The sequence below is a fragment of the Tenacibaculum sp. TB-53 genome (assembly GCF_059716285.2).
Genome location: NZ_CM202790.1, coordinates 1870548 through 1895884, shown reverse-complemented (window position 1 = coordinate 1895884; position 25337 = coordinate 1870548). Strand labels below are relative to the sequence as shown.

Annotated in this window: 21 protein-coding genes and 1 tRNA gene; 16 read left to right on the top strand and 6 right to left on the bottom strand. The window is 32.0% G+C overall.

The annotated features are described in order from the left end of the window. Positions 1 to 57 precede the first annotated feature (57 nt). From AC3VJB_RS08605 to AC3VJB_RS08590, 4 genes are all read right to left on the bottom strand, one after another. On the bottom strand, positions 58 to 501 hold the full coding sequence (locus tag AC3VJB_RS08605) for a carboxymuconolactone decarboxylase family protein (protein WP_047788419.1): 444 nt from the start codon (positions 499 to 501) through the stop codon (positions 58 to 60). A 186-nt stretch (positions 502 to 687) separates the two neighbouring features. Next, positions 688 to 761, bottom strand: a tRNA-Arg gene (locus tag AC3VJB_RS08600). 75 nt (positions 762 to 836) lie between these two features. Next, complete coding sequence (locus AC3VJB_RS08595) at positions 837 to 1070, bottom strand: putative signal transducing protein (RefSeq protein ID WP_047788418.1); 234 nt, start codon at positions 1068 to 1070, stop codon at positions 837 to 839. Between the two features lie 11 nt (positions 1071 to 1081). Next, positions 1082 to 1234, bottom strand: a complete 153-nt coding sequence (locus tag AC3VJB_RS08590; protein WP_274639318.1) for an SsrA-binding protein — start codon at positions 1232 to 1234, stop codon at positions 1082 to 1084. 590 nt (positions 1235 to 1824) lie between these two features. Here AC3VJB_RS08590 and AC3VJB_RS08585 point away from each other — a divergent pair. The 3 genes from AC3VJB_RS08585 (at position 1825) to AC3VJB_RS08575 (ending at position 6402) form a co-directional block, all read left to right on the top strand. Then, positions 1825 to 4209 (top strand): TonB-dependent receptor, encoded by a 2385-nt coding sequence (locus tag AC3VJB_RS08585; RefSeq protein ID WP_497667036.1) that lies wholly within the window; start codon positions 1825 to 1827, stop codon positions 4207 to 4209. A gap of 90 nt (positions 4210 to 4299) precedes the next feature. Next, positions 4300 to 5382 carry a PepSY-associated TM helix domain-containing protein gene (locus AC3VJB_RS08580; RefSeq protein ID WP_281979713.1) on the top strand — a complete coding sequence of 361 codons (1083 nt, stop codon included), beginning with the start codon at positions 4300 to 4302 and terminating at the stop codon, positions 5380 to 5382. A 78-nt stretch (positions 5383 to 5460) separates the two neighbouring features. Beyond that, positions 5461 to 6402, top strand: a complete 942-nt coding sequence (locus AC3VJB_RS08575; RefSeq protein WP_047788414.1) for a calcium/sodium antiporter — start codon at positions 5461 to 5463, stop codon at positions 6400 to 6402. Between the two features lie 71 nt (positions 6403 to 6473). On the opposite strand, the gene AC3VJB_RS08570 is transcribed toward AC3VJB_RS08575, so the two are convergent. Beyond that, entirely contained in the window at positions 6474 to 7484 is a 1011-nt protein-coding gene (locus AC3VJB_RS08570) for a glutamine synthetase beta-grasp domain-containing protein (protein ID WP_073181556.1), read from the bottom strand. Positions 7485 to 7668: 184 nt separating this feature from the next. On the opposite strand from AC3VJB_RS08570, the gene AC3VJB_RS08565 reads away from it, so the two are divergent. From AC3VJB_RS08565 to AC3VJB_RS08530, 8 genes are all read left to right on the top strand, one after another. Continuing rightward, a complete protein-coding gene (locus tag AC3VJB_RS08565; RefSeq protein WP_073181554.1) occupies positions 7669 to 9852 on the top strand; it encodes a glutamine synthetase III family protein in 2184 nt (727 codons plus the stop codon). A gap of 412 nt (positions 9853 to 10264) precedes the next feature. After that, on the top strand, positions 10265 to 11173 hold the full coding sequence (locus tag AC3VJB_RS08560; RefSeq protein ID WP_073181552.1) for a hypothetical protein: 909 nt from the start codon (positions 10265 to 10267) through the stop codon (positions 11171 to 11173). A gap of 130 nt (positions 11174 to 11303) precedes the next feature. After that, positions 11304 to 11702 carry a hypothetical protein gene (locus tag AC3VJB_RS08555; RefSeq protein WP_047788411.1) on the top strand — a complete coding sequence of 133 codons (399 nt, stop codon included), beginning with the start codon at positions 11304 to 11306 and terminating at the stop codon, positions 11700 to 11702. 1 nt (position 11703) lies between these two features. After that, positions 11704 to 12444, top strand: a complete 741-nt coding sequence (locus tag AC3VJB_RS08550) for a CsgE family curli-type amyloid fiber assembly protein (protein WP_281979712.1) — start codon at positions 11704 to 11706, stop codon at positions 12442 to 12444. A 12-nt stretch (positions 12445 to 12456) separates the two neighbouring features. Beyond that, positions 12457 to 12873 (top strand): curli assembly protein CsgF, encoded by a 417-nt coding sequence (locus tag AC3VJB_RS08545; RefSeq protein ID WP_047788409.1) that lies wholly within the window; start codon positions 12457 to 12459, stop codon positions 12871 to 12873. Positions 12874 to 12904: 31 nt separating this feature from the next. After that, a complete protein-coding gene (locus AC3VJB_RS08540; protein ID WP_159613149.1) occupies positions 12905 to 14251 on the top strand; it encodes a CsgG/HfaB family protein in 1347 nt (448 codons plus the stop codon). Between the two features lie 11 nt (positions 14252 to 14262). Beyond that, positions 14263 to 15762 carry a carboxypeptidase regulatory-like domain-containing protein gene (locus AC3VJB_RS08535; RefSeq protein WP_281979711.1) on the top strand — a complete coding sequence of 500 codons (1500 nt, stop codon included), beginning with the start codon at positions 14263 to 14265 and terminating at the stop codon, positions 15760 to 15762. Between the two features lie 106 nt (positions 15763 to 15868). Beyond that, positions 15869 to 17047, top strand: a complete 1179-nt coding sequence (locus AC3VJB_RS08530; RefSeq protein WP_281979710.1) for an AIR synthase related protein — start codon at positions 15869 to 15871, stop codon at positions 17045 to 17047. 46 nt (positions 17048 to 17093) lie between these two features. Here the strand turns inward: AC3VJB_RS08530 and AC3VJB_RS08525 are convergent, their stop codons facing one another. Then, positions 17094 to 17525 carry a DUF6265 family protein gene (locus AC3VJB_RS08525; protein ID WP_053056640.1) on the bottom strand — a complete coding sequence of 144 codons (432 nt, stop codon included), beginning with the start codon at positions 17523 to 17525 and terminating at the stop codon, positions 17094 to 17096. 78 nt (positions 17526 to 17603) lie between these two features. Between AC3VJB_RS08525 and prfA the strand changes: the two genes are divergently transcribed. From prfA to AC3VJB_RS08500, 5 genes are all read left to right on the top strand, one after another. Beyond that, complete coding sequence (prfA, locus tag AC3VJB_RS08520) at positions 17604 to 18680, top strand: peptide chain release factor 1 (RefSeq protein ID WP_047788405.1); 1077 nt, start codon at positions 17604 to 17606, stop codon at positions 18678 to 18680. A 318-nt stretch (positions 18681 to 18998) separates the two neighbouring features. Further along, on the top strand, positions 18999 to 19187 hold the full coding sequence (rpsU, locus tag AC3VJB_RS08515; RefSeq protein ID WP_047788404.1) for a 30S ribosomal protein S21: 189 nt from the start codon (positions 18999 to 19001) through the stop codon (positions 19185 to 19187). Positions 19188 to 19388: 201 nt separating this feature from the next. Next, positions 19389 to 20576 carry an efflux RND transporter periplasmic adaptor subunit gene (locus AC3VJB_RS08510; protein ID WP_159489964.1) on the top strand — a complete coding sequence of 396 codons (1188 nt, stop codon included), beginning with the start codon at positions 19389 to 19391 and terminating at the stop codon, positions 20574 to 20576. 121 nt (positions 20577 to 20697) lie between these two features. Beyond that, positions 20698 to 23838, top strand: a complete 3141-nt coding sequence (locus AC3VJB_RS08505) for an efflux RND transporter permease subunit (RefSeq protein ID WP_281979709.1) — start codon at positions 20698 to 20700, stop codon at positions 23836 to 23838. A 2-nt stretch (positions 23839 to 23840) separates the two neighbouring features. Next, positions 23841 to 25319 carry an efflux transporter outer membrane subunit gene (locus tag AC3VJB_RS08500; RefSeq protein ID WP_073182654.1) on the top strand — a complete coding sequence of 493 codons (1479 nt, stop codon included), beginning with the start codon at positions 23841 to 23843 and terminating at the stop codon, positions 25317 to 25319. Positions 25320 to 25337: the final 18 nt, after the last annotated feature.

Genomic DNA, 25337 nt, shown 5'->3' with positions numbered 1-25337 from the left:
GAATAGCTTTATTGAAAATTTAGATAAGACTTTATTTATTAATCTTATAACAAACCATTATGATGATTGATGAAACATTAGTGTAGATACTGCAATACGATTCCAAATATTAATTTCTCCTATTTGTATAATAATTTGTGCTATTTCATTATCGGTAAAGTGTTCCTTAAGTTCCTGAAAGGTGTTTTCTGATAATCCATTATTACTTACTTGTGTTATTTCATCAGTAGCAGCTAACAAGGCTTTTTCTTTTTTAGAAAATAAAGGAGATTCTTTCCAAGCGCTTAAAGCAAAAATTCTGTTTTGTTTTTCTCCATTTTTTAGAGCCTCCGAAGTATGCATTTCTATACAATAAGCACAAGAATTAATTTGAGAGCTTCTTATTTTTATAAGATTTTTAATGTCTTTTGAGAGGGATGTTGTTTCAAGATATTTAAAAATTTCTAAAATAGCTTTGTAAGAATTTGGCTCTAATTTTTGAATGTTTAGTCTTTGTTTCATGATTTTTATTTTATAAAATCAAAGGTATTATTATGACTATTGTTACAACTTAAGCTGGTTTAAGAAAGAATAATACTTTTCTATTAGAAGTAATTTAAAAAAATCAATTTGATTTTTATGTAGTATGTTTTGAGTAGGAAATATTATAAAAAATAAAACCCTGTTAGATTTCTAACAGGGTTTTTGTGACCTCGGCAGGATTCAAACCTGCAACCTCTTGAGCCGTAATCAAGTGCACTATTCAGTTATGCTACGAGGCCGTTTTGCGGGTGCAAATATAAGAATGTTTTTTAAATTGTAAAGCAAAAAAATAATATTTTTTCACCTTTTTTAATTTATTTTTCTTCTGCTATTTCTTCTTTAAAACTATCAATAGTGTCTTGAGCTTTTTCAAGGTCTGATTCATAGATAAATACGTCAATAGAATTGCCTAAAGTTCCAAAACCAGCAACTCTTCCAGCTTCTTTATTATCTTTTACTAAATATGGAACTTCAATTTCGTTAAGTAGCTGACTTAATCTGTTCACAAAGATTTGAGAGCCTGAGAAAACTTTAATATGCTTGTTCATAATGGTAAATTTTAATCCAACGAATTTATTGTAATATAAGCACGCCATCCAATAATAGCCAATTGAAATTTTGATGCTTTCGAAATATCCAATTCCTTTTTAGTAAAGGAAGGTAGTAGCGCCTTGTTTAGTTTGGCTAAAAACTTAAAAAAACTTTTTTTCATTAGTAGTTGATTCTACTATCAAAAATAACGAAAAATAATTTGTTCTGATAAGAAAAACTAAACTTAACTTAGTTTAAAACGAAAAGTATAGGTTTAGGTTAATCAATCTCTTAAAAGATCAATTCCAGTAATAAATAAGCAATTTTAATAGTTATTAGAATTAGTTTTAAAGCAAGTATAATCATGTTAGGTTCATGTGTTTTTAGTTAGTAAATAATGATGAATTCCGGAATTGTTTTTTCAATATAGGAGAAAGGAAATATTACAACCAAACTTTGGAATCTAATTTAATTAGATTGAGTTTAGATTTAAATCTATAAAAACACTATTAGTTTTAATTTATAACCTTATAATCTATGTTTAAATTATTAAATGAAACTTAAAAGTGTTCTATTAGTCATGTTTAATAAGCTTTTAAAGAGGCTTTTTTTACGGAATTTGAAAAGTAAAGGAAAAAGTATCTTTAAAATAAGCAGTTTTTAGGTGTTTCATTTCTTCAGAAAGAAAAAAATAAGTTTTTTGTAATAAATGTTTGCTACTATTTTGAGAGGAGATATATTCGCGATTTAAAATAAATCTAAATAAATATAATGAAATTTTACATAGCAGCAGTGGCTTTATTTTTAACCTTAGGAGTATCAGCTCAGTCTAGTTTAAAGGGAAAAATAAAGGATGAACAAGGTCAACCAATTTATGGGGTTAATATTCATATTTCAGAACTTCAAAAAGGTACTACCTCTGATGAAAATGGAGGCTTTATATTAAAAAATATAAAAGAAGGAGTTTTTAAGGTAACTTTTAGTATGGTAGGTTTCAAAACAGAAATAAGAAAAATAGCATTTACTCAAAACAACACTGTGGAGATTTTACAAATATTAAAAGAAGATTCGGAGAGTTTAAGCGAGGTTGTTGTCTCTGCTAGTAGACGTTCAGAATACCTTTCCGAGATACCAGCATCAATTACTGTTGTCAACCAAAAACAATTGGCAGACTTATCAAACTCAACAACTAATATCAATGAAATTTTAGAATTTACTGTTCCAGGTTTAGCTGTGTCTACAGGAACCTTTTCTAACTGGGGACAAACATTACGTGGTCGTTCTTTATTAGTTATGATTGATGGTGTTCCTCAATCTACTCCTTTACGCAACGGTCAATTAGGAATAAAATCTGTGAGTCCTAACGATATTAGTCGTGTAGAAGTAATAAAAGGAGCAACCTCTATTTTTGGAAATGGAGGAAATGGAGGTTTTATTAACTACATAACAAAAAAGCCAAATGCAAATGAAAAGATAGAAGGAACTACTAATATTTGGGGAACTTCTAACTTAACAAAAACGAAAGATGCTTTTGGATTCGGAGCTTATCAGTCATTACGAGGAAAAATAGATAAGTTTAATTACTACGTAAGTGGTAGTTATGAGGAAACAGGAAATAAATACGATGCAGATGGTAAAGTTATACTTCCTACTTATGGATTAGATAATACAAGAATTTATACAGCTTTAGCTAAGTTAGAGTATGAAATATCTGATAGACAAAAAATAAGTATTGGAGGAAACTTGTATAATTCTTTACAAGACACTCCATTTGTACCTGTTCTTGGATCTTTTGAAGTGTATAATGAGAATGGAGATTATACTTTAACACCTGGTTATGGTGTTGAAGGCTCTATTGAAGGACAAGAACCTACAGGATCTAAACTGTATAATGGTAACTTGAAATATGATTTAAATAATATTTTTGATGGAACAACAGATTTTACAGCTGATGTGTATTATCAAAAAACAAAAAACATATTCTTTTATTCAGATAAATTTGAAAACGGAGGTCAATCAGTAATTAATGCAGAAAAGTATGGTTTAAGACCAAATTTTAACACTACACTTACTCCAAATGAATCAACAGAGATTTCATTAACCTATGGTTTAGATTTGTTAAAAGATAAAACCAATCAAGGATTGTTAGATGGTAGATTATGGGTGCCAAATATTGATATGTTTAGTTGGGCACAATACATACAATCTACAGTAAAATTTAATGACGAATGGGTTTTAAAAGCAGGGTTAAGATATGATGATATGAATCTTACAATAGATGATTATAATACGTTACCATACTCACCTTTAGGAGATGGTAATTTTAATCCATCAGTAGCGGTAACAGGAGGTGAAATAGGGTTTGATAATTTAGCGTTTAATGCGGGTGTAAGGTATATTAAGCATCAAGAGTTTATCCCTTATGTAAGTTATTCACAAGGTTTTTCAATTGCCGATTTAGGTTCTGTTTTACGTTCTGCAACTGCCGATAATATTGAAGATATTCAATTAGAACCAGCAGTAACCAAAAATTATGAGTTCGGATTTTTATCAAAGTTTAAAAATTTTAGGTTAGAAGCAGTAGGGTATTATAGTGTTTCTAATTTAGGTACAGGGGTTGCATTTGATGAAAATATAAATTCTTTTGTGCCATCTAAAAAGCCGCAGAATATTTATGGTGGAGAAATAGCAATAGATTATACTGCTTTTGATAGTAAGCTAAAAGTAGGAACATCATATTCTTATGTTGAAGGTTTAACTCACAATGTGGGAGATGAAAATAACTTAACTTATTTAGGAGGTGATGTAATTGCTGCTCCAAAATTAACAGCTTATGTGACTTGGGTTCCAACAAAAAAAATAAGTACTTCTTTACGTATGACTAATTTAGGAGATAGAAATCGTTTTAATCCGTATTTAGATGCAAACGATAATTATACGTTTAGACATACACAATTTCCTGTAGAAGGATACACTTTACTTAACTGGTCTATGAACTATAAATTACAAGAAAATATATCGGTTTCATTAGCTGTAAATAATTTGTTAAACGAATATTATTTACCAGCAAGATCACAATGGGCAGCACCTTTAAGAACTTTTACAGGTACAGGTGAAGGAACAAATGCTAAATTAAGTGTGTTGTATAACTTCTAAAATAATAAACAACATCTTACATTTGCAAAAGTATAAACCTAGTGTCTATTTTATTTTAGACTCTGGGTTTTAAAAATAAAGAGATATCAATTGCAGCAGATACATAAAATAATTTGGAAGATACACTTATGGCTAGGACTTAGTTGTGGGGTTATTGCATCATTTTCAGGTTTAACAGGAGCATTGTATGTTTGGCAACCAGAAATAACTGCATTACTAAATCCGAAATTGTTAAAAGTTGAAGATTTTTCTAAAATAAACGAAAAGACAATTTTAAGTTCTGCTTATTTTTTAGCTATACAGAATAAGGGAGAAGTAAATAAAGTTTTTTTGCCTTATAGAGAGCAGCAAACGATTTCAATAAATTATAAAAACGGTAAAACATTGTATTATCACCCGAAAACCAGAGTTTTGTTAGGTGAAAAATCGGTGTCAATACAGTTTTTTGAAACCCTCCTGAAGTTACACCGTACGTTAGGAATGCCTACAATTGGCAAGTATGTTATAGGTACAAGTGCTTTATTGTTTTGTTTCTTCTTATTAACAACAGGGTTTTATATGTGGTGGAAAATATATAAAAACAACCTGTCAAAAGGATTTACGATGAAGTGGAAACCCAAAAAGAAACGATTTTACTTCAATCTACATAAAGTATTCGGAATTTATTTTTTGTTGCCTTTATTGATAATAGCATTTACGGGAGGTTACTTCACGTATCATAAAACCTATAAATCTACTTTATCTATATTTAATAGTTCAGATAAAACTGTATTGGATGAAGAAGCAAAGCAAGAAAAGATATTTTCATTAGAAGAAGCAGTTTTACAAACTGATGGAAAATATGCTTTAAGAGCTATTTATTACCCGAAAGACAGTTTAGGAGTATATAGACTTCGGTACATAAAAGATCGATTTATTAAAGCAGGGTTTAGAAAGACAAAAGAAATGGAGTTAAATCAGCAAGGTAAATTACGAACACTATCAAGTTTTGATTTTGATGCAAATAATAATCGAATAGCGGCTCAGTTTTACCCAGTACATATAGGAGAAATAGGAGGAATATTGGGTAGAGTTTTAGTATTTGTATCTGGTTTAGTGCCTTTGGTGTTATTGATAACAGGCTTTAAAGTTTATAGTTCAAAACGTAAGAAACTAAAGAGGCAACTTAATTAAGGTTTTATTGGTTCAGGAGCTTGAATTTGTTTTCATTTTTGCTGGGTAAAAACCTTATCTTCGCCTAAAAAATATTTTATGAGCATTCTATATATTATTATTGGTTTAACATTGTTGGTTTTAGGAGGAAATTGGCTGTTAAAAGCAGCGGTAGGCTTATCACTTAAACTACATATACCAAAAATAGTAATAGGTATGACAGTAGTGTCGTTTGCAACATCAGCACCAGAATTAATTGTAAGCATAAAGTCTGCTTTGAATGGAGCTACCGGGTTAGCGGTAGGAAATGTTATTGGGTCTAATATTGCAAACTTAGGTCTGGTTTTAGGAATAACAGTTATATTATCGTCAATTGATGTAGAAAAAAGTTTTTATAAAACAGATTGGCCAGTAATGATGATTGCTTCAGTACTACTGTATTTTTTTATAGCGAATGACAAGACCATTCAATTTTATGAAGGAGCTATATTATTTGGAATGTTGGTAGTATTTTTAATTTATTTATTACGTTTTCAAAAACAAGCAGTTGTTGATGAGATGCCTGAAGACGATGAAGAGTTACCCTTATATAAAATAGCCTTGTTTCTAGCTGTTGGAGGAGTTGGTTTATGGGGCGGTTCAGAACTATTGATTAATGGTTCGGTAGCTATGGCTCAACATTTTGGAGTAAGTGACGCGATTATTGGAGTAACTGTAGTGTCAGTAGGGACAAGTGTTCCAGAATTGGCTGCCTCAATTATTGCAGTGTTAAAGAAAGAAAAAGCCATCTCATTAGGAAACCTTGTAGGATCTAATGTGTTTAATATTTTAGCCGTTTTAGGTATTACAGCAATGATTACGCCTGTTCAGGTAAAACCAGATGCCTATAGTTTGATTAATAATGATATTTATTGGATGTTAGGAATTTCGTTTGCCATATTACCTTTAGTATTTATTCCAAAAGGATTACGTTTAGGTTGGAGAGACGGAGTGCTGTTGTTGGTTTCTTACATTACTTTTGTGTATTTAACGATCTCTTAAAAGTGAGGGAGAAAGAAAGTATAAAAAAAGCCGCTATTAGCGGCTTTTTAGTTGTGTTGTTGTTGTGTTAATTATATATTGGCACCTTTTACGGTTTCTATAATTCTTCCAGCTACTTTGTAAGGATCAGCGTTTGAAGCAGGTCTTCTGTCTTCTAGCCAACCTTTCCATCCTTTTTCTACAGTGATGATAGGAATTCGGATTGAAGCACCTCTATCTGAAACTCCATAACTGAAATCAGATACGTGAGCAGTTTCATGTAAACCAGTTAAACGCTCGTCATTATTTGCTCCATATACATCAATATGTTCTTCTGTAACAGGTCTAAAAGCTTCACAAATTTTCTCGTAAGTTTCTTGAGAACCACAAGTTCTTAATGTAGTATTAGAAAAGTTTGCATGCATACCAGAACCATTCCAATCTCCTTTTACTGGTTTTGGATGGTATTCAATGTAGTAACCATATTTTTCAGTTAAACGGTCTAATAAGTAACGGGCAACCCAAATTTCATCACCAGCTTTTTTTGCTCCTTTAGCAAATAATTGGAATTCCCATTGTCCTGGAGCAACTTCTTGGTTAATCCCTTCAAAGTTTAAACCTGCTTCAATACATAAATCGGCATGTTCTTCAACAAAATCTCTTCCCCAAGTGTATCTTCCTCCTACAGAACAGTAGTATTTTCCCTGAGGTCCAGGGAATCCGCCACGAGGGAATCCTAAAGGTAAATCAGTTTTAGTATCCATTAAAAAATACTCTTGCTCAAAACCAAACCAAAAGTCATTATTATCATCATCAATCTTAGCACGTGCATTTGAAGCATGTGGAGTTCCATCAGCATTTAAAACTTCAGACATTACTAAGAATCCATTTTTTCTAGTCGGGTCAGGATAAATAGCAACAGGCTTTAATAAACAATCAGAAGCACCACCAGATGCTTGCTCAGTAGAACTTCCGTCAAAAGACCACATAGAACAGTCTTCTAATTTACCGCTAAAGTTTTCTTCAACTTTAGTTTTACTACGCATGTTTTGAGTTGGCTCATGACCATCTAACCAAATGTATTCTAATTTTGATTTACTCATGATTTTTGTTTTTGTGTTGTTTTGAGTTAATTATGAAGCAAAATTCAGTATTTTTTGTTAAAGGGCAAAATTTTTAAGGGTCTTTTTGTTTAAAGTTAACTTTAAATTAATTTAACCCCTATTTTTTTAGGGGTGTTTAGTTTAAAGTTTGTATTTTTGAGTATCTAATTTAATATTTTATTATATGTCAACTTTAAGATTCAGTGCATTACAAGAGGTTTTACATAGAAAAACTGTTGTAGTAGAAGAAAACGAACGTCGTTCAGAATTGTTTGGTAAAAACGTATTTAATGAGCAAGCAATGCGTCAATATATGACCAAAGAGGCATATCAAAGTGTAATGGATGCTATTGAATTTGGGACTAAGATTGATAGGAAAACCGCTGATCAGATTGCGGTAAGCATGAAAGATTGGGCATTATCTAAAGGAGCAACGCATTATACACACTGGTTTCAGCCTTTAACGGGATCTACAGCAGAAAAGCACGATGCGTTTTTTGAAACTGTTGACGGAGGAGGAGCAATGGAGAAGTTTGATGGAGGTCAGTTAGTACAACAAGAGCCAGATGCATCAAGTTTTCCTAATGGAGGAATTAGAAATACTTTTGAAGCACGTGGTTATACGGCATGGGATCCAACATCACCAGCGTTTATTTATGGTACGACCTTATGTATTCCAACTGTTTTTGTGGCATATACAGGTGAAGCGTTAGATAATAAAGCACCCTTATTAAGAGCATTACAAGCGGTTGATACTGCGGCGACAGCAGTTTGTAAATATTTTGACAAAAATGTAACAAAAGTAAACGCAACCTTAGGTTGGGAACAAGAATACTTTTTAATTGATACAGCATTAGCAGCAGCACGTCCTGATATAATGATGACAGGAAGAGCATTGTTAGGACATGCACCAGCAAAAGGACAACAGTTAGACGATCATTATTTTGGATCAATACCTACTAGAGTATTGAACTTTATGCGTGATTTGGAAAATGAATGTATGCTCTTAGGAGTGCCTGTTAAAACACGACATAATGAAGTAGCACCAAATCAGTTTGAGTTAGCGCCAATTTTTGAAGAAGCAAACTTAGCAGTAGATCACAATTCATTATTAATGGATGTGATGGAGAAAGTGTCTCAACGTCATAAATTCAAAGTGTTATTCCATGAAAAGCCATTTGCAGGGATTAATGGTTCAGGAAAACATAATAACTGGAGTTTATCTACCAATACAGGAGTTAATTTACTGAGTCCAGGGAAAACCCCGATGAAAAACTTACAATTCTTAACCTTTTTTGTAAATACCATCAAAGCAGTTCACGATTACGAAGAATTAATTAGAGCGTCGATAGCAAGTGCTAGTAACGATCATCGTTTAGGAGCTAATGAAGCACCACCAGCAATTATATCAGTTTTTATAGGTTCACAATTATCATCGGTATTAGATGAGCTAGAAAATGTAACGAAAGGAAAACTATCACCTGAAGAAAAAACAGATTTAAAATTAAACATTGTAGGGAAAATTCCAGAAATTTTATTAGATAACACAGATAGAAACAGAACTTCACCTTTTGCTTTTACAGGAAATAAATTTGAGCTACGTGCAGTAGGTTCATGGTCTAACTGCGCAGGGCCTATGACTGTATTGAATACAATTATAGCAAGACAACTGAATGAATTTAAAGAAGAAGTTGATAAGTTAATTGATACCAAAAAACTTAAAAAAGATGAAGCCATATTTAATGTATTGAGAGAATATATTAAAGCATCAAAGAATATTCGATTTGAAGGAGATGGTTATGGAGAAGCATGGGAAAAGGAGGCTAAGAAAAGAGGGTTGTCGAATAACAAAACAACTCCAGAAGCATTAAAAGCAAAAGTTTCTGAAAAAGCAATTTCTCTTTTTGAAGAAATGAAAGTGATGAATAAGGTTGAGGTAGAAGCTCGTCATGAAATCGAGTTAGAAGAATATTCAAAGAAAATACAAATAGAAAGTAGAGTGCTAGGTGATATTGCAAGAAACCATATTATACCTATTGCTATTCAATACCAAAATACGTTGATAGAAAATGTAAGAGGACTGAAAGAGATTTTTGGAAATAATTTTGAGAAATACGCTAACGAACAAATCGATTTAATTCAGAAAATATCTAATCATATCGCTGAAATTAACTCTAAAGTAGAAGATATGATTGAAGAACGTAAAAAGGCAAATAAACTAGAAGGACAAAAAAATGCAGATGCTTACTGTAACAAAGTGAAACCTTATTTTGACGAAATTCGTTATCACTGTGATAAATTAGAATTAATGGTAGATGATAATTTATGGCCTTTAACTAAGTACAGGGAGCTTTTATTTACTAGATAAAGTAACCTGTTTTGAATGAGAAAAAACATTTGTTAAAAAAGGGGGAAAACCCCTTTTTTTAATAAAAATTAAAATAAAAAAAACAAAGCCAAAGACTACGTTTATAGCGTGTTTTTGGCTTTTTCTTATTTTATTTTTTTAAGTAAAGAAATCTTGATTGGTTTTTGAAGCTAAAAAAAATTGTATATTAGCTATGTTTAAACAAACAGTCTATATATAGATTCTTACAGTTTTATTTTAAACTGATGGATGTAATTACAGTTACCAAACTAATCTTACATTTTACCCCATAATTTTATCTTACCCTTATTTACTTAGCATTCTCCTATAATAAGCATTATTAGTATTTGTATGCTTATATCATACATAGAGTATGCTAAAAATCAATTAACGTATTTTAAAATTATCTATTATGAAAAATTTTTTATTAGCAGCTATTTTTTTAGCTTCAGGAACCGTTTTCGCACAGTTCGCAAACCCATTACCAACACCAAAAGCTAACTGTTTAGGGTGTTCAGTAGCACAAGTAGGACCTTCTTATGGAGATAGAGGAGCAGCAATAAACACGAGTTACGTAGATCAAACAGGACACATGAATGATGCAAGTGTAGTTCAAACTGGAGTAGGTAACTTATCAAATATCGATCAAGATGGTCAAAACCAAGGATTTTCTGGAGGTTTAGGAAACGAAGCGACTGTATACCAAAGAGGAAGAAAGAACGAAACCGACATTAAACAACATGGAGATTACAATTCTGGTTTTGTAAATCAAGTAGGATATAAAAACTACGCACAACAAGATGTAGGTGTAGGTTGGGCAGAAAATAACAGAGCATATGCTTACCAAACAGGACGTCAAAATACTTCTATTCAAAAACAACGTTATGATAATAATGTAGCTATTGTAGCACAATCTGGTAGAAGAAATTTAGCTCACCAAGATCAAAGTACAGGAACTAATGGTGCACCAGGTAGTGTAGCAGGTATTTTACAAGTCGGTAACTACAATAAGGCTAAACAAGTACAAAGAGGTAGTTTTAATATAGATGGAATAGCTCAATTTGGAAACGGAAATATGGCTTCTACTACGCAAACATCAACAGGGGGAATAAATATTTCTGGTATTGGACAGACAGGTTCGGGGAATGAAGCTTGTGTTGATCAAAACGCTGATGCTGGTATTAACTTAAGTTTAATTAGTCAGTTTGGTGTAGAAAATCATGCGTCTGTTATTCAAGACGCACAAGGTTCAGGTAATGCTAGCTTTATCGGTCAAGCAGGTTATATGAATAAGGCTTGTGTTGAACAAACAGGACTATAATTTATTTATTAATAAAACTTTAAGAGAAGGGAGAAACTCTTCTCTCTTCTCTTAACTTATTAAAATGAAGGTAATGAAAGATATGAAAACAATATTATTTATAATGCTGGTTACTTTTAATCTGACTATTATGTCACAGCAAAAAACATCTACATATTTTGTATCTGTACCTCAAATAGGAAATGATGTTTCTTTTGTAATACTAGAGAAAAATATTAATTCATTAAATAATTCACAAGATTTTACCTATTCAGCAGCTAATCAAAATTACCTAACAATAAATCAAGTAGGAATAAATAATGTAGCAGAATTAAAAAGTGGAGTTAGAGATGTACAGTTAGTGGGGCAAAAGGGAAAAAACAACTATTATAGCTTTATAGATTATTACAATGCTTCTCCTACAAAAATGAATATTCTTCAACAGGGGAATGCAAATTCATTACAGGTGTACGGAACAAACTCTTTAATGGAAAATGTAAAAATCATTCAAAAATCTAATTATAAAACAATTATAGTTAGGAACTATTAAAATGATGCTAAGGTTTAATTTCTTTAAAAGAAAAATAAAATATATTACTCTGTTTTTACTTTGTATAACAACAAGTTATGCTCAAGAAATAAATGAGGTAAAAGCCAAAATTCTAGTTCTTAAAAAAGACAATTTTATAGCAGTAAAAGCACAAGCTGAAAATGAAGGAGTATTGTTTAAAGATGAGTTTAATTACAACTTATTGGTGTTAAAAAAGAGTAAAGATGGAAGCTACTCTAACAATAAACAATCAGGAGAATTTTCTTTAAAACCTAATGAAAAAAAAGAGCTATCATTAATAAGGTTAAGCTTAAACCCTGATGAAGAGCTAAGAGCTTATTTATTTATAAAGCACAAGGAAACTTTAATAGATAAAGATACTTTATTAATAGTACCTAAAAAGGTAGGTATAATAAAAAAAGAAAAAATAGACGAATCTAATTTTGTGTTAAAAGGATTGGTTATTGAAGAAGCAATAACAAAAATAGGGAAAGACTTTTATGATTTTTTTTACCAAGAATACCTGCTTTCAGGCTTAAAGTATCCTTTCATTATAAAAATAAAAGAGAAACCAGGATTAAGAAGAACTACAGTTTTAATTATTGAAGCTGATGATAAAAAGGTTTTTGAGTTCATGACAATGCCAGGAGAAGATTTTCTTAAACGAGCTGTTAAAGCATCTTTGGTAAGATTAAGTAGTTACTCAAAACAGAGAAATACATTATTAAGTTATAAAATTTAAACAAAGTAAGTTATGAAAATAGCAACCAAACTTATAACAATTGTTTTATTTTTAATAAGTTCATTTACTTTTTCACAAGAACTAGTTTATAAACCAGTTAATCCATTTTTTGGAGGAAATAATCCATTCGGGTATCAGCAAATTTTGGCATCAGCAAATGCACAAAACGATTTTCAAGAAGAAACACAAGATCCTTTTCAACAACCATCAGACTTAGAAAACTTTACTAATAGTTTAAACAGGCAACTACTAAACTCATTATCTCAAGATTTATTTCAAGAACAATTTGGAGATCAAGGATTAACTGTTGGAACTTATGTGTTTGGATCTTTAGTAGTAGAAGTAACACCTACCAGTGGAGGTTTATCTGTAAATATTTTAAATACCCAAACAGGTGAACAAACACAAATTATAATACCAAACAATTAACAACAAAACGACTAACCATAACTTAAATTTTATGAGAAAATTATTATTCAAATTACTATTCTCTTTAAGTTTTATTTTGTTTTCTAGTTGTGGAGCATACCTAAATCAGCCATTCCAAACAACGAATGCTAGAATAGGGGAAAACACCTCTTTACAAAACGATTTAATTAAGAATATTCTACCTGTCGAAAAAGTAATCGTAGGAGTTTATAAATTTAGAGATCAAACAGGACAATACAAGCCGACTGAAAACGGTTCTACATTTAGTACCGCGGTAACGCAAGGAGGTACATCAATTCTATTAAAATCACTAGAAGAGTCAAAATGGTTTACTCCAATAGAAAGAGAAAATATCGCTAATTTATTAAATGAACGACAAATAATAAGGTCAACAAGGCAAGAATATCAAGGAGTTAATTCCACAAAAATGCCACCATTACTTTTTGCTGGAATTATTTTAGAAGGAGGCGTGGTTTCTTATGATTCTAATATTATTACAGGAGGTTCAGGAGTTAGATATTTTGGAGCAGGAGCATCTAATCAATATAGACAAGATAGAATAACCGTTTATTTAAGAGCCGTATCTACATCAAATGGACAAATTTTAAAAAATATTTACGTATCAAAAACAGTACTCTCTCAAGGAATTTCAGCAAACTTGTATAGATATGTTTCTTTAAGAAGATTGTTGGAAGTTGAAACAGGAGTAACCAAAAATGAGCCTATGCAATTAGCTGTAAAAGAAGCGATAGATAAAGCAGTCGAACAGTTGATTATAGAAGGTGTTGTAGATGGTTTATGGACTCCTCAAGGAGGTGATAAGGTTGTTAACCTCTTTAAAGAAGAGTATTTAAAAGAAAAAAATGAAGCAGACAATACATTACTTTTTAATAGAAAGCAGGAAACAAGAAGAGCAAAAAATTCAATGAGTGTAATGGGAGGAGCTTCAATAATTTCAGGAGATTATTCAAAACCCGTAGCAAGATTTGGTTTTGACCTAAAATACAGATATTTTTTTAAGAACCCTCGATTTAGTTTTGGAGGAAGCATAGGAAGGTTTGAGTTAGAAAACGAACAATCTTTTAAAAATACTTTTTTAACATCTAGTATTTTTCTAGAATACAATATGATGCCTTACGATAGGTTAACACCGTATGCATACATAGGTGTAGGTTCAGTTTTAGAGAAAAACCTAGACAATCCTATGTTTAAATTTCAATATGGTTTAGGGTTAGAGTATTTAGTAACAAATAAAATAGGATTAACTCTTTATGGAGAAAATTATCTTTTAGGTTCAGACAACTTAGATAAGCTAGTTAGAGGAAAGAGAAATGATTTTATTTGGAGAGTAGGAGCAGGTATAAATGTTTATTTTTAAGAAAAGAAATAATGAAAAAAATAATAAAAATAACAATACTCTTAATTTGTGTAACCTTATTTAATTGTAGTGAAGATACTGTAGATTATGTAGAGTTCGGAACAATTAAAGGTCGTGTAGTTAAAAAGAAAAGTTTCGAACCTATTACAAATGCAAAAATAGCATTATCACCTACCAATAACACAAGTTTTACCGATGAAGATGGTTACTTCTTAATGGAAGATGTACCAGCACAAGAATATTCAGTAAGTGCCACTAAAGAGGGGTATTTAACAGGTTTTCAACCTGTAGGTTTAGATGCAGGGACAGAAATTAATATAGTATTTGAATTAGATATAGAAACAGCATTAAATGACCCACCAACAGCACCAGAGCTTAGAGCTCCAGCTAATGGCATAGAAGATTTAAATAATACAGTAGAATTAAGTTTTAAATCAAATGATCCTGATGAAGATGAAATAACATACAGGATAGAAATTAAAAACGACTTAAATAATGATGTTATATCTTTTGAAAATGTAAAAGACACTTTATACACAGTTTCCGATTTAAAATTCGGAGTAAAATATTTTTGGCAAATAGGAGCATCAGATGGTATTAATGCCGAAGTATTAAGTACAGTGAGTACATTTAAAATTACATCAACACCCAATAACAGATATTTTTATACACGACAAGAGGGAGGAAATAATGTAATATACTCTGGAGATTTTATCAATGAAGCCTCTGTAAATGAATTACTGTTAACATTACCAACAACAAACTCTTGGAGACCAAGAAAAAACTCAGCGGCAAATTTGGTAGCCTTCTTACGAACAGATAATAACGAAACTCATATTTATACAATGAAAACAGATGGTTCAGATGTTAAAAAAGTTACATCTAATGTTCCTGTAGTTGCATTTGACTTAAACGAAGTTGATTTCTCCTGGTCTTCAAACGGAGATCGAATTATATATCCGCATTACGATAAATTATACTTGATAAATAAAGATGGAAGTGGTTTACAGCAAATTTATCAAACAACAGACGGTAGTTACATTACTGAATGTGACTGGAATAATGATGAATCTAAAATAGCACTGAAAACCAATAACACAAGTGGCTATAATGCACAAATCTATACGATTGATATGGCAGGAAATATAATTGATACTGTTTTAACAGGAATGCAAGGAGCTGCAGGTGGAATTAATTTTACAATAGATGGAAGCTCACTGTTGTATACCAGAGATGTTTCTGGATATGAATCAAGTAATTATAGGCAACTAAACAGTCATCTATTTTTATATGAATTTGCTACGGCAGAAGTTACTGATTTATCAGAAGGAAAAGCAGATGGAACAAATGATTTAGACCCACGTTTATCACCTAATGAGGCTGAAGTTATCTTTGTGAATACATCCAATGATGGTATTTCTACAAAAACAATTTATAAAGTACCTTTTAGTGAAGGATCTACAACTAGAACAGCATTGTTTGAAAATGCGACAATGCCAGATTGGGAATAAAAGAAAACAAACTATTACTTAGAGAGCGAACGTATAAAAAACGTTCGCTTTTTTCTTGATAAAAGCGTAATAAAACCTAAATTTGCAGGTAACAACAACACAACAAATGAGTAACGAAGTATCTAAACGCTACGCACAACGCGGAGTATCGGCATCTAAAGAAGATGTACACAATGCTATAAAAAATATTGATAAAGGATTATTTCCAAAAGCTTTCTGTAAAATAGTTCCAGATTATTTAACAAATGATGATGATTACTGTTTAATAATGCATGCAGATGGAGCAGGAACAAAATCGTCTTTAGCATACATGTACTGGAAAGAAACAGGAGATATTTCGGTATGGAAAGGCATTGCTCAAGATGCTTTAATCATGAATATTGATGATTTATTGTGTGTGGGTGCTACCGATAACATTATGTTATCTTCTACTATTGGACGTAACAAAAATAATATTCCAGGAGAAGTTTTATCGGCAATTATTAATGGAACAGAAGAGTTAATTAATGAGTTGAAAGAATTCGGAGTTACGATTCATTCAACAGGAGGTGAAACTGCTGATGTTGGTGATTTAGTACGTACTATTATTGTAGATTCTACGGTAACCGCTCGTATGAAGCGTACCGATGTAATTGATAATGCAAATATTAAAGCAGGAGATGTAATTGTTGGTTTAGAGTCATTCGGACAAGCAACGTATGAAAAAGAATACAACGGAGGTATGGGAAGTAACGGATTAACTTCTGCACGTCACGATGTGTTCCATAATTATTTAGCAGAAAAATATCCAGAAAGTTTTGATGCTTCAGTACCGTCAGATTTAGTGTATTCAGGAAATACAAAATTAACAGATGAAGTAGAAAATTCTCCAATTGACGCTGGTAAACTAGTGTTATCGCCAACAAGAACCTATGCGCCAATTATCAAGGAAATTTTATCGAAATTTTCTTCGGAAGAAGTGCACGGAATGATTCACTGTTCAGGAGGAGCTCAAACAAAAATTTTACATTTTGTAGATAATTTACACATCGTAAAAGATAATATGTTTCCAATTCCACCATTGTTTAAATTGATACAGGAGCAATCAAAAACAGATTGGAAAGAAATGTATCAAGTGTTTAACTGTGGACACAGAATGGAGTTATATGTATCTCCAGAAATAGCAGATGAGATTATTACTATTTCAAAAACGTTTAACGTAAATGCACAGATTGTTGGTAGAGTTGAAACTTCTGATAAAAAGAAATTAACAATCAAAAGTCAATATGGAACTTTTGAATATTAATACTGTAAAATAAAAGTATAATCCTCAGATTTCTCTGAGGATTTTTTTATTTCATTTTTTCAAATACAAAATCAATTGAAAACTCATCGTTACTAACGTTAGCTTTCAGTAGATTGTTTTCTTTCCAGTATTGTATTGTTTTAGGGAATTCGTTTAGTTTGTTTTCCGCAGTAAAAGAAGTATCAGTTTGTTGTGTAAAAGCAAATAATGTCGAGGTTTCATTCACGCCTGTAACCTGTAAAAACAAAGAATCATTTTTAGTAATGATGTGTAAGACTTCTTTAAATACAGTATCGTTTTTTTGTAAGGAAAAACCAATTCCAGAAAAATCATTTTCCCAAAACTCGTAAGTTCTTTTACCAGCTTCGTTATAAATACGTTTCCATTTACCAAACAGCCAAGTAGGTTTTTTAATTTTCTTTTCTTGTAGACAAGAAAAAAGTAGTGTACAAGTAAAAAATAAGATTAAAATTCGCATAACAAAAGCCTTAATGAATTAAAGATATGAATAAAATTCGATAAAAAATCGTAAATTCGCACCCCAAGAAAAGATACTATGCTAGATAAATTACAGATAGTTAAGCAACGTTATGATGAGGTATCAGATTTAATCATCCAACCAGATGTTATCTCTGATCAAAAACGTTATGTGCAATTAAATAAAGAGTATAAAGACTTAGGAAAGGTTGTAAAAAAGGCAAACGAGTACGAAACTTTATTAAATAATATAGAAGAAGCTAAGGAGATTATTGCTGACGGATCGGATGCAGAAATGGTAGAAATGGCTAAAATGGAAATGGATGAAGCAAAAACTCGTATTCCAGAATTGGAAGAGGAGATTAAGTTTTTACTAATTCCTAAAGACCCAGAAGATGCTAAAAACGCGGTAGTAGAATTGCGTGCAGGTACGGGTGGAGATGAAGCAAGTATTTTTGCTGGTGATTTATTTAGAATGTACACCAAGTACTGTGAAAGCAAGGGATGGAAAGTATCTACGGTAGATTTTTCTGAAGGAACCAATGGTGGATTTAAAGAAATTCAGTTTGAAGTTTCTGGTGAAGATGTATACGGAACTTTAAAGTTTGAAGCTGGTGTACATCGTGTACAACGTGTACCGCAAACCGAAACCCAAGGACGTGTTCATACATCGGCAGCAACATGTATGGTGTTTCCAGAAGCAGAAGAGTTTGATGTAGAAATCAACCCAAAAGATGTACGTATTGATTATTTCTGTTCGTCAGGACCAGGAGGTCAATCGGTAAACACTACCTATTCAGCAGTACGTTTAACGCATATTCCTACAGGGTTAGTGGCGCAATGTCAGGATCAAAAATCACAGCATAAAAACAAAGAAAAAGCATTTAAGGTATTACGTTCTCGTTTATACGATTTAGAGTTAGCTAAAAAGCAAGAGGAAGACGCTGCAAAACGTGGATCGATGGTAACCTCAGGAGATCGTTCCGCGAAAATTAGAACGTATAACTATCCGCAAGGACGTGTAACTGATCACAGAATAGGGTTAACCTTATACGATTTATCAAATATTGTAAATGGAGATATTCAAAAAATTATAGACGAGTTAATGCTTGCGGAAAATACTTCTAAACTAAAAGAATTAGGAGAAACTATTTAGTAAAAAGCGTTACCATATTGGTAACGCTTTTTTTTATAGAAAAGAATTAGAACTATGAATACTTGTAGAGCCAATAAAGAAACCCTACCTTTGTCATAATATTAATGTTCTATCCTTTTTTTAGGAGAAAATCTACAAGTCTCTACACTATTTTTCTGTTATACATCAGTTTTTTAGTCTTCAGTTTCTTTATAAATTTATTTTCAATAGAATTTTTAATCAAAAAAATAATATCATATAAAAATCATAGAACTTATTATGAAGTGCTGTGAAGTTACTTTCATGTTGTAAGATTTAATAATTAAAAAACCATATCATATGTTAAGAATAGTAGTAAAAGAAGGCGAAAATATTGATAGAGCTTTGAAACGTTATAAACGAAAATTTAGAGACGTAAAAGTTTTACAAGAATTAAGAGAAAGAAAGCAATATGTAAAACCATCAGTAACAAGAAGAGCTCAAATTCAAAAAGCAGCTTATAAAGAGCAATTATTTAACGAAGAATAATTTTGATACAACACAAAATATAAAACGCAATCCGAAGGGGTTGCGTTTTTTTGTAGAATAGCTTTTAACATTTAATAGTTTTTTTTATTAGCTAAATAAGCAAAAGATTAAATTTTGGTCATTCCTGCAAAAATTTTGGTTAAAAAAGACATTAACATCTAAATTAATTTTGCCCTTCAAATAATAAATGATTAATTTAAGATGAAAAAAAAGAATACTTCACAAAAAAATAAAGTATTAACTTACACAATTATAGGCTTATTTATAGTTATAGTTTCTAGTTATGCATTTAGTTCTTCAGAAGTAAAAAAAACAGAATTAGTTTCTCAAAAGTTACCTGTAAAAGTTACAACACCTATATACAAAACTATTACGGAATGGGATGAGTATACAGGACGTTTCGAAGCAAGTAATAAAGTAGAAGTTCGTGCACGTGTAAGTGGTTTTTTAGAGCGTGTAAATTTTAAAGCTGGACAAATTGTAAAAAAGGGACAGACGCTCTTTATTATTGATGACAGACCTTTTAAAATAGCCTTAAATAAAGCTAATGCCAATTTAGCTCAAGCCAAAGCAAATTTAGAAATTGCACAAGACAATTTTAAGCGTGTCGAAGATTTAAAGGAAACAGGTGCAGTATCTATTGAAGAATTCAATCGTAGAAAACAAGCTCTAGAGTATGCTAAAGCTAGTATTCAGGTGTCGGAAACACACGTGGCTGATGCTAAATTAAATTTAGAGTTTACACGTGTTAAAGCTCCAATTTCAGGTTTAGTGAGTAGAGATCGTGTGAACGAAGGAAACCTTATAGATGGAGGTTCTTCAAACTCTACATTATTAACCACTATTGTAGCTACAAACCCTATTCACTTTTATTTTACAAGCAGCGAGTCTGATTACTTGCGTTATGTACGATTGGCAAATAATGGGGAAAGAAAAGCGGTTCGCACAGACGGACTTCCGGTACATATTAAACTTCAAGATGAAGATGAGTTTTTACACAAAGCAAAAATAGACTTCGTAGATAATCAAATTGATAATAGTACAGGTACAATAGAAAACAGAGCCATTTTACCAAATAAAGACTTACTGTTAGAGCCAGGAATGTTTGGTAAAGCTAGAATAAGTGAAAGCACAGCACATAAAGCGATTATGATACCAGAGGATATTATTGGTACCAACCAGTCACTACGATATGTTTATGTTTTAGGAGAAAACAATATTGTAACCAGTAAAAACATCATTTTAGGACCATTACATTCTAACGGATTTCGTATTGTTAGAGAAGGATTATTAGAAACAGATAAGTTGATAATTAATAATATTCAAAAAATTAGGCCAGGTACAGTAGTTACCCCCGTTGAAACTAATTTAGAAATCCCAAAAAGCTAACTGTAAATCAATAACAAGTTAGTAGTAAAACCATATTAAAAAATAAACTCATTTATAGTTTTATGTCTTTAAATAAGGATATGAAAATCTTAGAGTTATGTTCAAATTTTAACAAAATACAATGAAATTTAGTCACATATTTATCAAAAGACCAATATTTGCTGCAGTACTAAGTGTACTCATACTTATTGTTGGTGGTTTATCCTATTTTTCATTACCCGTTTCACAGTTTCCAGATGTAGCCCCACCAACGGTAGAAGTAGTTGCTATGTACCCTGGTGCGAGTGCCAAGACACTGTCAGAAACTGTAGCAGCGCCTTTAGAAAAAGAAATTAATGGTGTTGAAGGTATGATTTATATGACCTCCCAATCATCAGCTGATGGTAGAGTAACAGTACAAATTGCCTTTGAACTGGGTACAGATTTAGATCGCGCCCAAGTACAAGTACAAAACCGAGTTGCTATCGCAGAACCACGTTTACCAGAATCGGTAAGACGTTTAGGAATCACTACAAAGAAAATATCACCAGATATTTTACTGTTGGTTAACTTAATTTCACCTAATGAGACCTATGACCAGATTTATATGGGTAATTACGCTACGTTACAGCTTAAAGATGAGTTGGCACGATTAAAAGGTATTGGTGATATCCAAATTTTTGGAGCGGCAGAATACGCCATGCGTATTTGGTTAGACCCAGATAAAATTGCTAATTTAGATATGACAGCTGGTGAAGTAGTTGCAGCCTTACGTGCTCAAAACGTACAAATAGCTAGTGGTACATTAAACACCTTACCATCAGGCACGCAATCAGCATTCGAGGTAAATATTCAGACGCAAGGAAAACTAATTACACCTGAAGAATTTGAAAATGTGATCGTTAAATCAGCAGAAGATAACAGAATAGTAAAACTTAAAGATGTTGGTCGTGTTGAATTAGGTGCACAAAATTACGCTACAAAAGGCTATTTAGGCAAGAAGCCAGCAATTGCTATGCCTATTTTTCAACAACCAGGAGGTAATGCGTTAGAAACCGCTAGAAGTATTAAAGAAACTATGGAAAGGTTATCCAAAAGCTTTCCAGAAGATTTGGAGTACAAGATAGAATATAACCCCACTGAATTTATTCAAAAATCGGTAGATCAAGTATACAGTACAATTTTAGAAGCCGTAATCCTTGTGATTTTAGTAATTTTATTATTCCTACAATCATGGCGTGCAGCTATTATTCCAATTTTAGCAATTCCGGTATCATTGGTAGGTACATTTGCTATTATGCAAGGTATTGGTTTTTCTCTTAACAACTTAACCTTATTTGGGTTGGTGTTAGCCATTGGTATTGTGGTAGATGATGCAATTGTAGTAGTAGAAAATATGGAACGTTATCTCGAAGAAGGCTATTCACCAAAAGAAGCAGCTTTTAAAACTATGGACGAAGTTGGAGGTGCTTTAATAGCAATTGGATTGGTGTTAATAGCTGTTTTTATTCCTACTGCTTTTTTAGACGGATTTTCAGGTCAGTTTTATAAACAATTTGGAGTAACCATTGCTGTGGCAACAGCTATTTCGGTATTTGTATCGTTAACTTTAAGTCCAGCTATGGCAGCTTTATTAATGCGACACGAAGATAAAATTAAAAAGAAAAATACACCATTGGTATTAAAGCCGTTTGTGTTTTTGGGGAATACCTTCAATCGTTTTATGGATACGATTTCTGAAAAGTATGGTAGTAGTGTTCAAAAATTAATACGTACAAGTACTATGGTTATGCTAATTTATGGTGGATTAATAGCTTTAACAGGATTTGAGTTCAGTCGTGTTTCGCAAGGGTTTGTACCAGCAATGGATCAGCAGTACTTTGTAACGGTAGTACAGTTACCCCCTGGTTCTTCAATAAGTAGAACTGATGAGGTGGTAAAAAACATTTTAGATTTAACCTTAGATACTGATGGTGTAAAAACAGCTGTATCTTTTACAGGATTTGATGCACCTTCATTTACCAATTCATCAAATGCAGCAGCTATTTTTATAACATTAGAAGATTTTGATGAAAGAACAAAAAAAGGAATTGATTACCACAATTTATTAAATACATTGCGTGGTAAAGTAGCTGTTGTAGACGATGCGGTTGTATTTATTATTCCACCTCCATCGGTTGCAGGAATAGGTAATGCTGGTGGATTTAGAATGATGCTGCAAGATCGTGCTAACTTGGGTACAGCAGCGTTAATAGAAGCTACAAATAATTTAGCATTGGCTGCCAATCAAGACTCTGTTTTAAGTAATGTGTTTACTTTTTTTAACGATAAAACACCTCAGTTGTATTTAGATATCGATAGAAACAAAGCGCAACAATTAGGAGTTAATATCAATGAAATATTTCAATCATTGGAAATCTATATGGGGTCTGCATTTGTAAACGATTTTAATTATTTAGGTAGAACCTTTCAAGTAACAGCACAGGCAGATTCACCAAACCGTTTAACACCAGACGATATTACTCGTATTAAAGTACGTAACAATAAAGGAGAAATGGTGCCATTAGGAACCATAGCTACACAGAAAGATATTTCTGGTCCAGCTAGAATACCACGTTTTAACTTGTATCCTTCAGCATCTTTAAATGGAGATGTCGCTGCAGGATTCAGTTCAGGTCAGGCATTAGAGCGTATGGAACAATTAGCAAAAGAAATTTTGCCACAGGGAATTTCATATCAATGGACAGAAATGGCCTACCAAGAAAAACAAACGGGTAACACAGCAGGTATCGCTTTTTTATTAGCTGTGGTGTTTGTATTCTTATTATTAGCTGCTCAATTTGAAAGTTTAGTTTTACCATTAGTGGTTATTTTTATTGTGCCTATGGTATTACTGTCGGCAATTGTTGGTATTGATTTAGCAGGATTAGACAACAATATTATGGTACAAATTGGTTTAATTGTATTAGTTGGTTTAGCAAGTAAAAACGCGATTCTTATTGTTGAGTTTGCAAAACAATTAGAAGACCAGGGAACAGATTTAAAAACAGCCGTTATACAAGCATCAAAATTGCGCTTACGTCCTATTTTAATGACAGCAATGGCTTTTATTCTTGGAGTAGTACCATTAGCAATTTCAACCGGTGCTGGTGCAGAATTACGTGTATCTTTAGGTATCGCAGTATTTAGTGGAATGCTAGGAGTTACCATCTTCGGTATTTTTTTAACACCTGTATTTTATTATTTAGGTAGAAAATGGACAACCCCAAAAAAAACAGTATAATAATGAAAAAAATAAACTATATAAATCTTGTCGTACTAACTATAATACTAACATCTTGTGGTATTACAAAGCGCGATTTTAATGTGCAGTCTGGTGTGAATGTATCTAACTATTTTTTAAAAGATAATGTAAAGGAGGGTATTTTTGTAAGTAAAGAAACTGCTCAAAAATGGTGGACAGAATTTAATGACCCTATTTTAGATACATTAATTAATAAAGTTATGCAGCATAATTTAGATATTAATGTTGCTGTAGCTAATTTTGAAGCATCTCGTGCCTTTTTAAAAAACACAAAATTAGACCGTTTTCCAACGGTAACGTTAAACGGTAATTACACCAGAACACGATTAGGAGAAAATGTTTTTGTACCCGGTGCAAACCCAACGTACAATAACTTTAATGGTAGTTTTGATGCATTTTGGGAAGCCGATGTTTTTGGTCGTGTGTCTAACCGTATTAAAGGCGCTTATGCTAACAGTCAATTAGCTTTAGCAGATATGCAAAGCGTATACATTAGCATGTTTGCAGAAACTGCTAGAAACTATATGGAGTTACGAGGTACACAACACATGTTAGGTATTGCTGAACGTAATTTAAAAGGTCAACAAAATACTTACGATTTAACAGTAAAATTATTAGAAGCTGGTACAAGTAGTAATTTAGATGTTTCAAGAGCATTGGCACAATTAGAAAATACCAGAGCTACAATTCATCCTTTAAAAGCACGTATTGAAGCCTTAAAAAATAGTTTAAATGTGTTAATTGGCGAAATACCAGGAGAGATAGATGATACCTTATTAACAGAACAGCCATTACCAAGCTTACCTGAATCGGTTGCATTAGATGATAATATTAACGAGTTGTTACGTCGCAGACCAGATGTTAGAAGTGCCGAAGCAACCTTGCAAATCCAGATTGCAAAATACAATATCTCGGTAGCTGATTTATATCCTAAAGTACAATTTGGTGGTTCTATTGGGTTTTCGGCAGTAGATTTTTCTAACTTTGCACAAAAAGAGTCTTTTACATGGAGTATTTTACCTAGTATATCTTGGGAAGCCTTTAATTTAGGTCGTGTAAAACAACGAATTAAAGAAAATGATGCATTAACGCTTGCAGCTTTAAATAAGTACGAAAAAACAGTTTTAAAAGCTCTAGAAGAAACCAAAACTGCATTAACAAATTATGTTAACGAGTTACAGCGACGAGAAAATTTACGCGCGTCATCAGCAGCCAGTGCTAAAGCAGCTACCATAGCTAAACAACGTTACGAGGCAGGTTTAGATAATTTTATAGATTATTTAAGTGCTGAAAATACCATGTTGGTTTCAGAAAATTCATTAGCAACAAGCGAAATTGCAGCAACTACATATCTAATTGCTATATATAAAACCTTAGGTGGTGGATGGGATATTATAACAGAAGAAGATATAGATGTGAAAATGATGCAATTAAAGCAAAAAGAAACTACAATAAATTAAGTAATGAAATGCAAAACG

What these genes read in the sequence shown, in the direction of transcription:
- AC3VJB_RS08605 (WP_047788419.1), bottom strand. Translation starts at nt 501, where the DNA reads ATGAAACAAAGACTAAACATTCAAAAATTAGAGCCAAATTCTTACAAA.
- AC3VJB_RS08595 (WP_047788418.1), bottom strand. Translation starts at nt 1,070, where the DNA reads ATGAACAAGCATATTAAAGTTTTCTCAGGCTCTCAAATCTTTGTGAAC.
- AC3VJB_RS08590 (WP_274639318.1), bottom strand. Translation starts at nt 1,234, where the DNA reads ATGAAAAAAAGTTTTTTTAAGTTTTTAGCCAAACTAAACAAGGCGCTA.
- AC3VJB_RS08585 (WP_497667036.1), top strand. Translation starts at nt 1,825, where the DNA reads ATGAAATTTTACATAGCAGCAGTGGCTTTATTTTTAACCTTAGGAGTA.
- AC3VJB_RS08575 (WP_047788414.1), top strand. Translation starts at nt 5,461, where the DNA reads ATGAGCATTCTATATATTATTATTGGTTTAACATTGTTGGTTTTAGGA.
- AC3VJB_RS08570 (WP_073181556.1), bottom strand. Translation starts at nt 7,484, where the DNA reads ATGAGTAAATCAAAATTAGAATACATTTGGTTAGATGGTCATGAGCCA.
- AC3VJB_RS08565 (WP_073181554.1), top strand. Translation starts at nt 7,669, where the DNA reads ATGTCAACTTTAAGATTCAGTGCATTACAAGAGGTTTTACATAGAAAA.
- AC3VJB_RS08560 (WP_073181552.1), top strand. Translation starts at nt 10,265, where the DNA reads ATGAAAAATTTTTTATTAGCAGCTATTTTTTTAGCTTCAGGAACCGTT.
- AC3VJB_RS08555 (WP_047788411.1), top strand. Translation starts at nt 11,304, where the DNA reads ATGTCACAGCAAAAAACATCTACATATTTTGTATCTGTACCTCAAATA.
- AC3VJB_RS08550 (WP_281979712.1), top strand. Translation starts at nt 11,704, where the DNA reads ATGATGCTAAGGTTTAATTTCTTTAAAAGAAAAATAAAATATATTACT.
- AC3VJB_RS08545 (WP_047788409.1), top strand. Translation starts at nt 12,457, where the DNA reads ATGAAAATAGCAACCAAACTTATAACAATTGTTTTATTTTTAATAAGT.
- AC3VJB_RS08540 (WP_159613149.1), top strand. Translation starts at nt 12,905, where the DNA reads ATGAGAAAATTATTATTCAAATTACTATTCTCTTTAAGTTTTATTTTG.
- AC3VJB_RS08535 (WP_281979711.1), top strand. Translation starts at nt 14,263, where the DNA reads ATGAAAAAAATAATAAAAATAACAATACTCTTAATTTGTGTAACCTTA.
- AC3VJB_RS08530 (WP_281979710.1), top strand. Translation starts at nt 15,869, where the DNA reads ATGAGTAACGAAGTATCTAAACGCTACGCACAACGCGGAGTATCGGCA.
- AC3VJB_RS08525 (WP_053056640.1), bottom strand. Translation starts at nt 17,525, where the DNA reads ATGCGAATTTTAATCTTATTTTTTACTTGTACACTACTTTTTTCTTGT.
- prfA (WP_047788405.1), top strand. Translation starts at nt 17,604, where the DNA reads ATGCTAGATAAATTACAGATAGTTAAGCAACGTTATGATGAGGTATCA.
- rpsU (WP_047788404.1), top strand. Translation starts at nt 18,999, where the DNA reads ATGTTAAGAATAGTAGTAAAAGAAGGCGAAAATATTGATAGAGCTTTG.
- AC3VJB_RS08510 (WP_159489964.1), top strand. Translation starts at nt 19,389, where the DNA reads ATGAAAAAAAAGAATACTTCACAAAAAAATAAAGTATTAACTTACACA.
- AC3VJB_RS08505 (WP_281979709.1), top strand. Translation starts at nt 20,698, where the DNA reads ATGAAATTTAGTCACATATTTATCAAAAGACCAATATTTGCTGCAGTA.
- AC3VJB_RS08500 (WP_073182654.1), top strand. Translation starts at nt 23,841, where the DNA reads ATGAAAAAAATAAACTATATAAATCTTGTCGTACTAACTATAATACTA.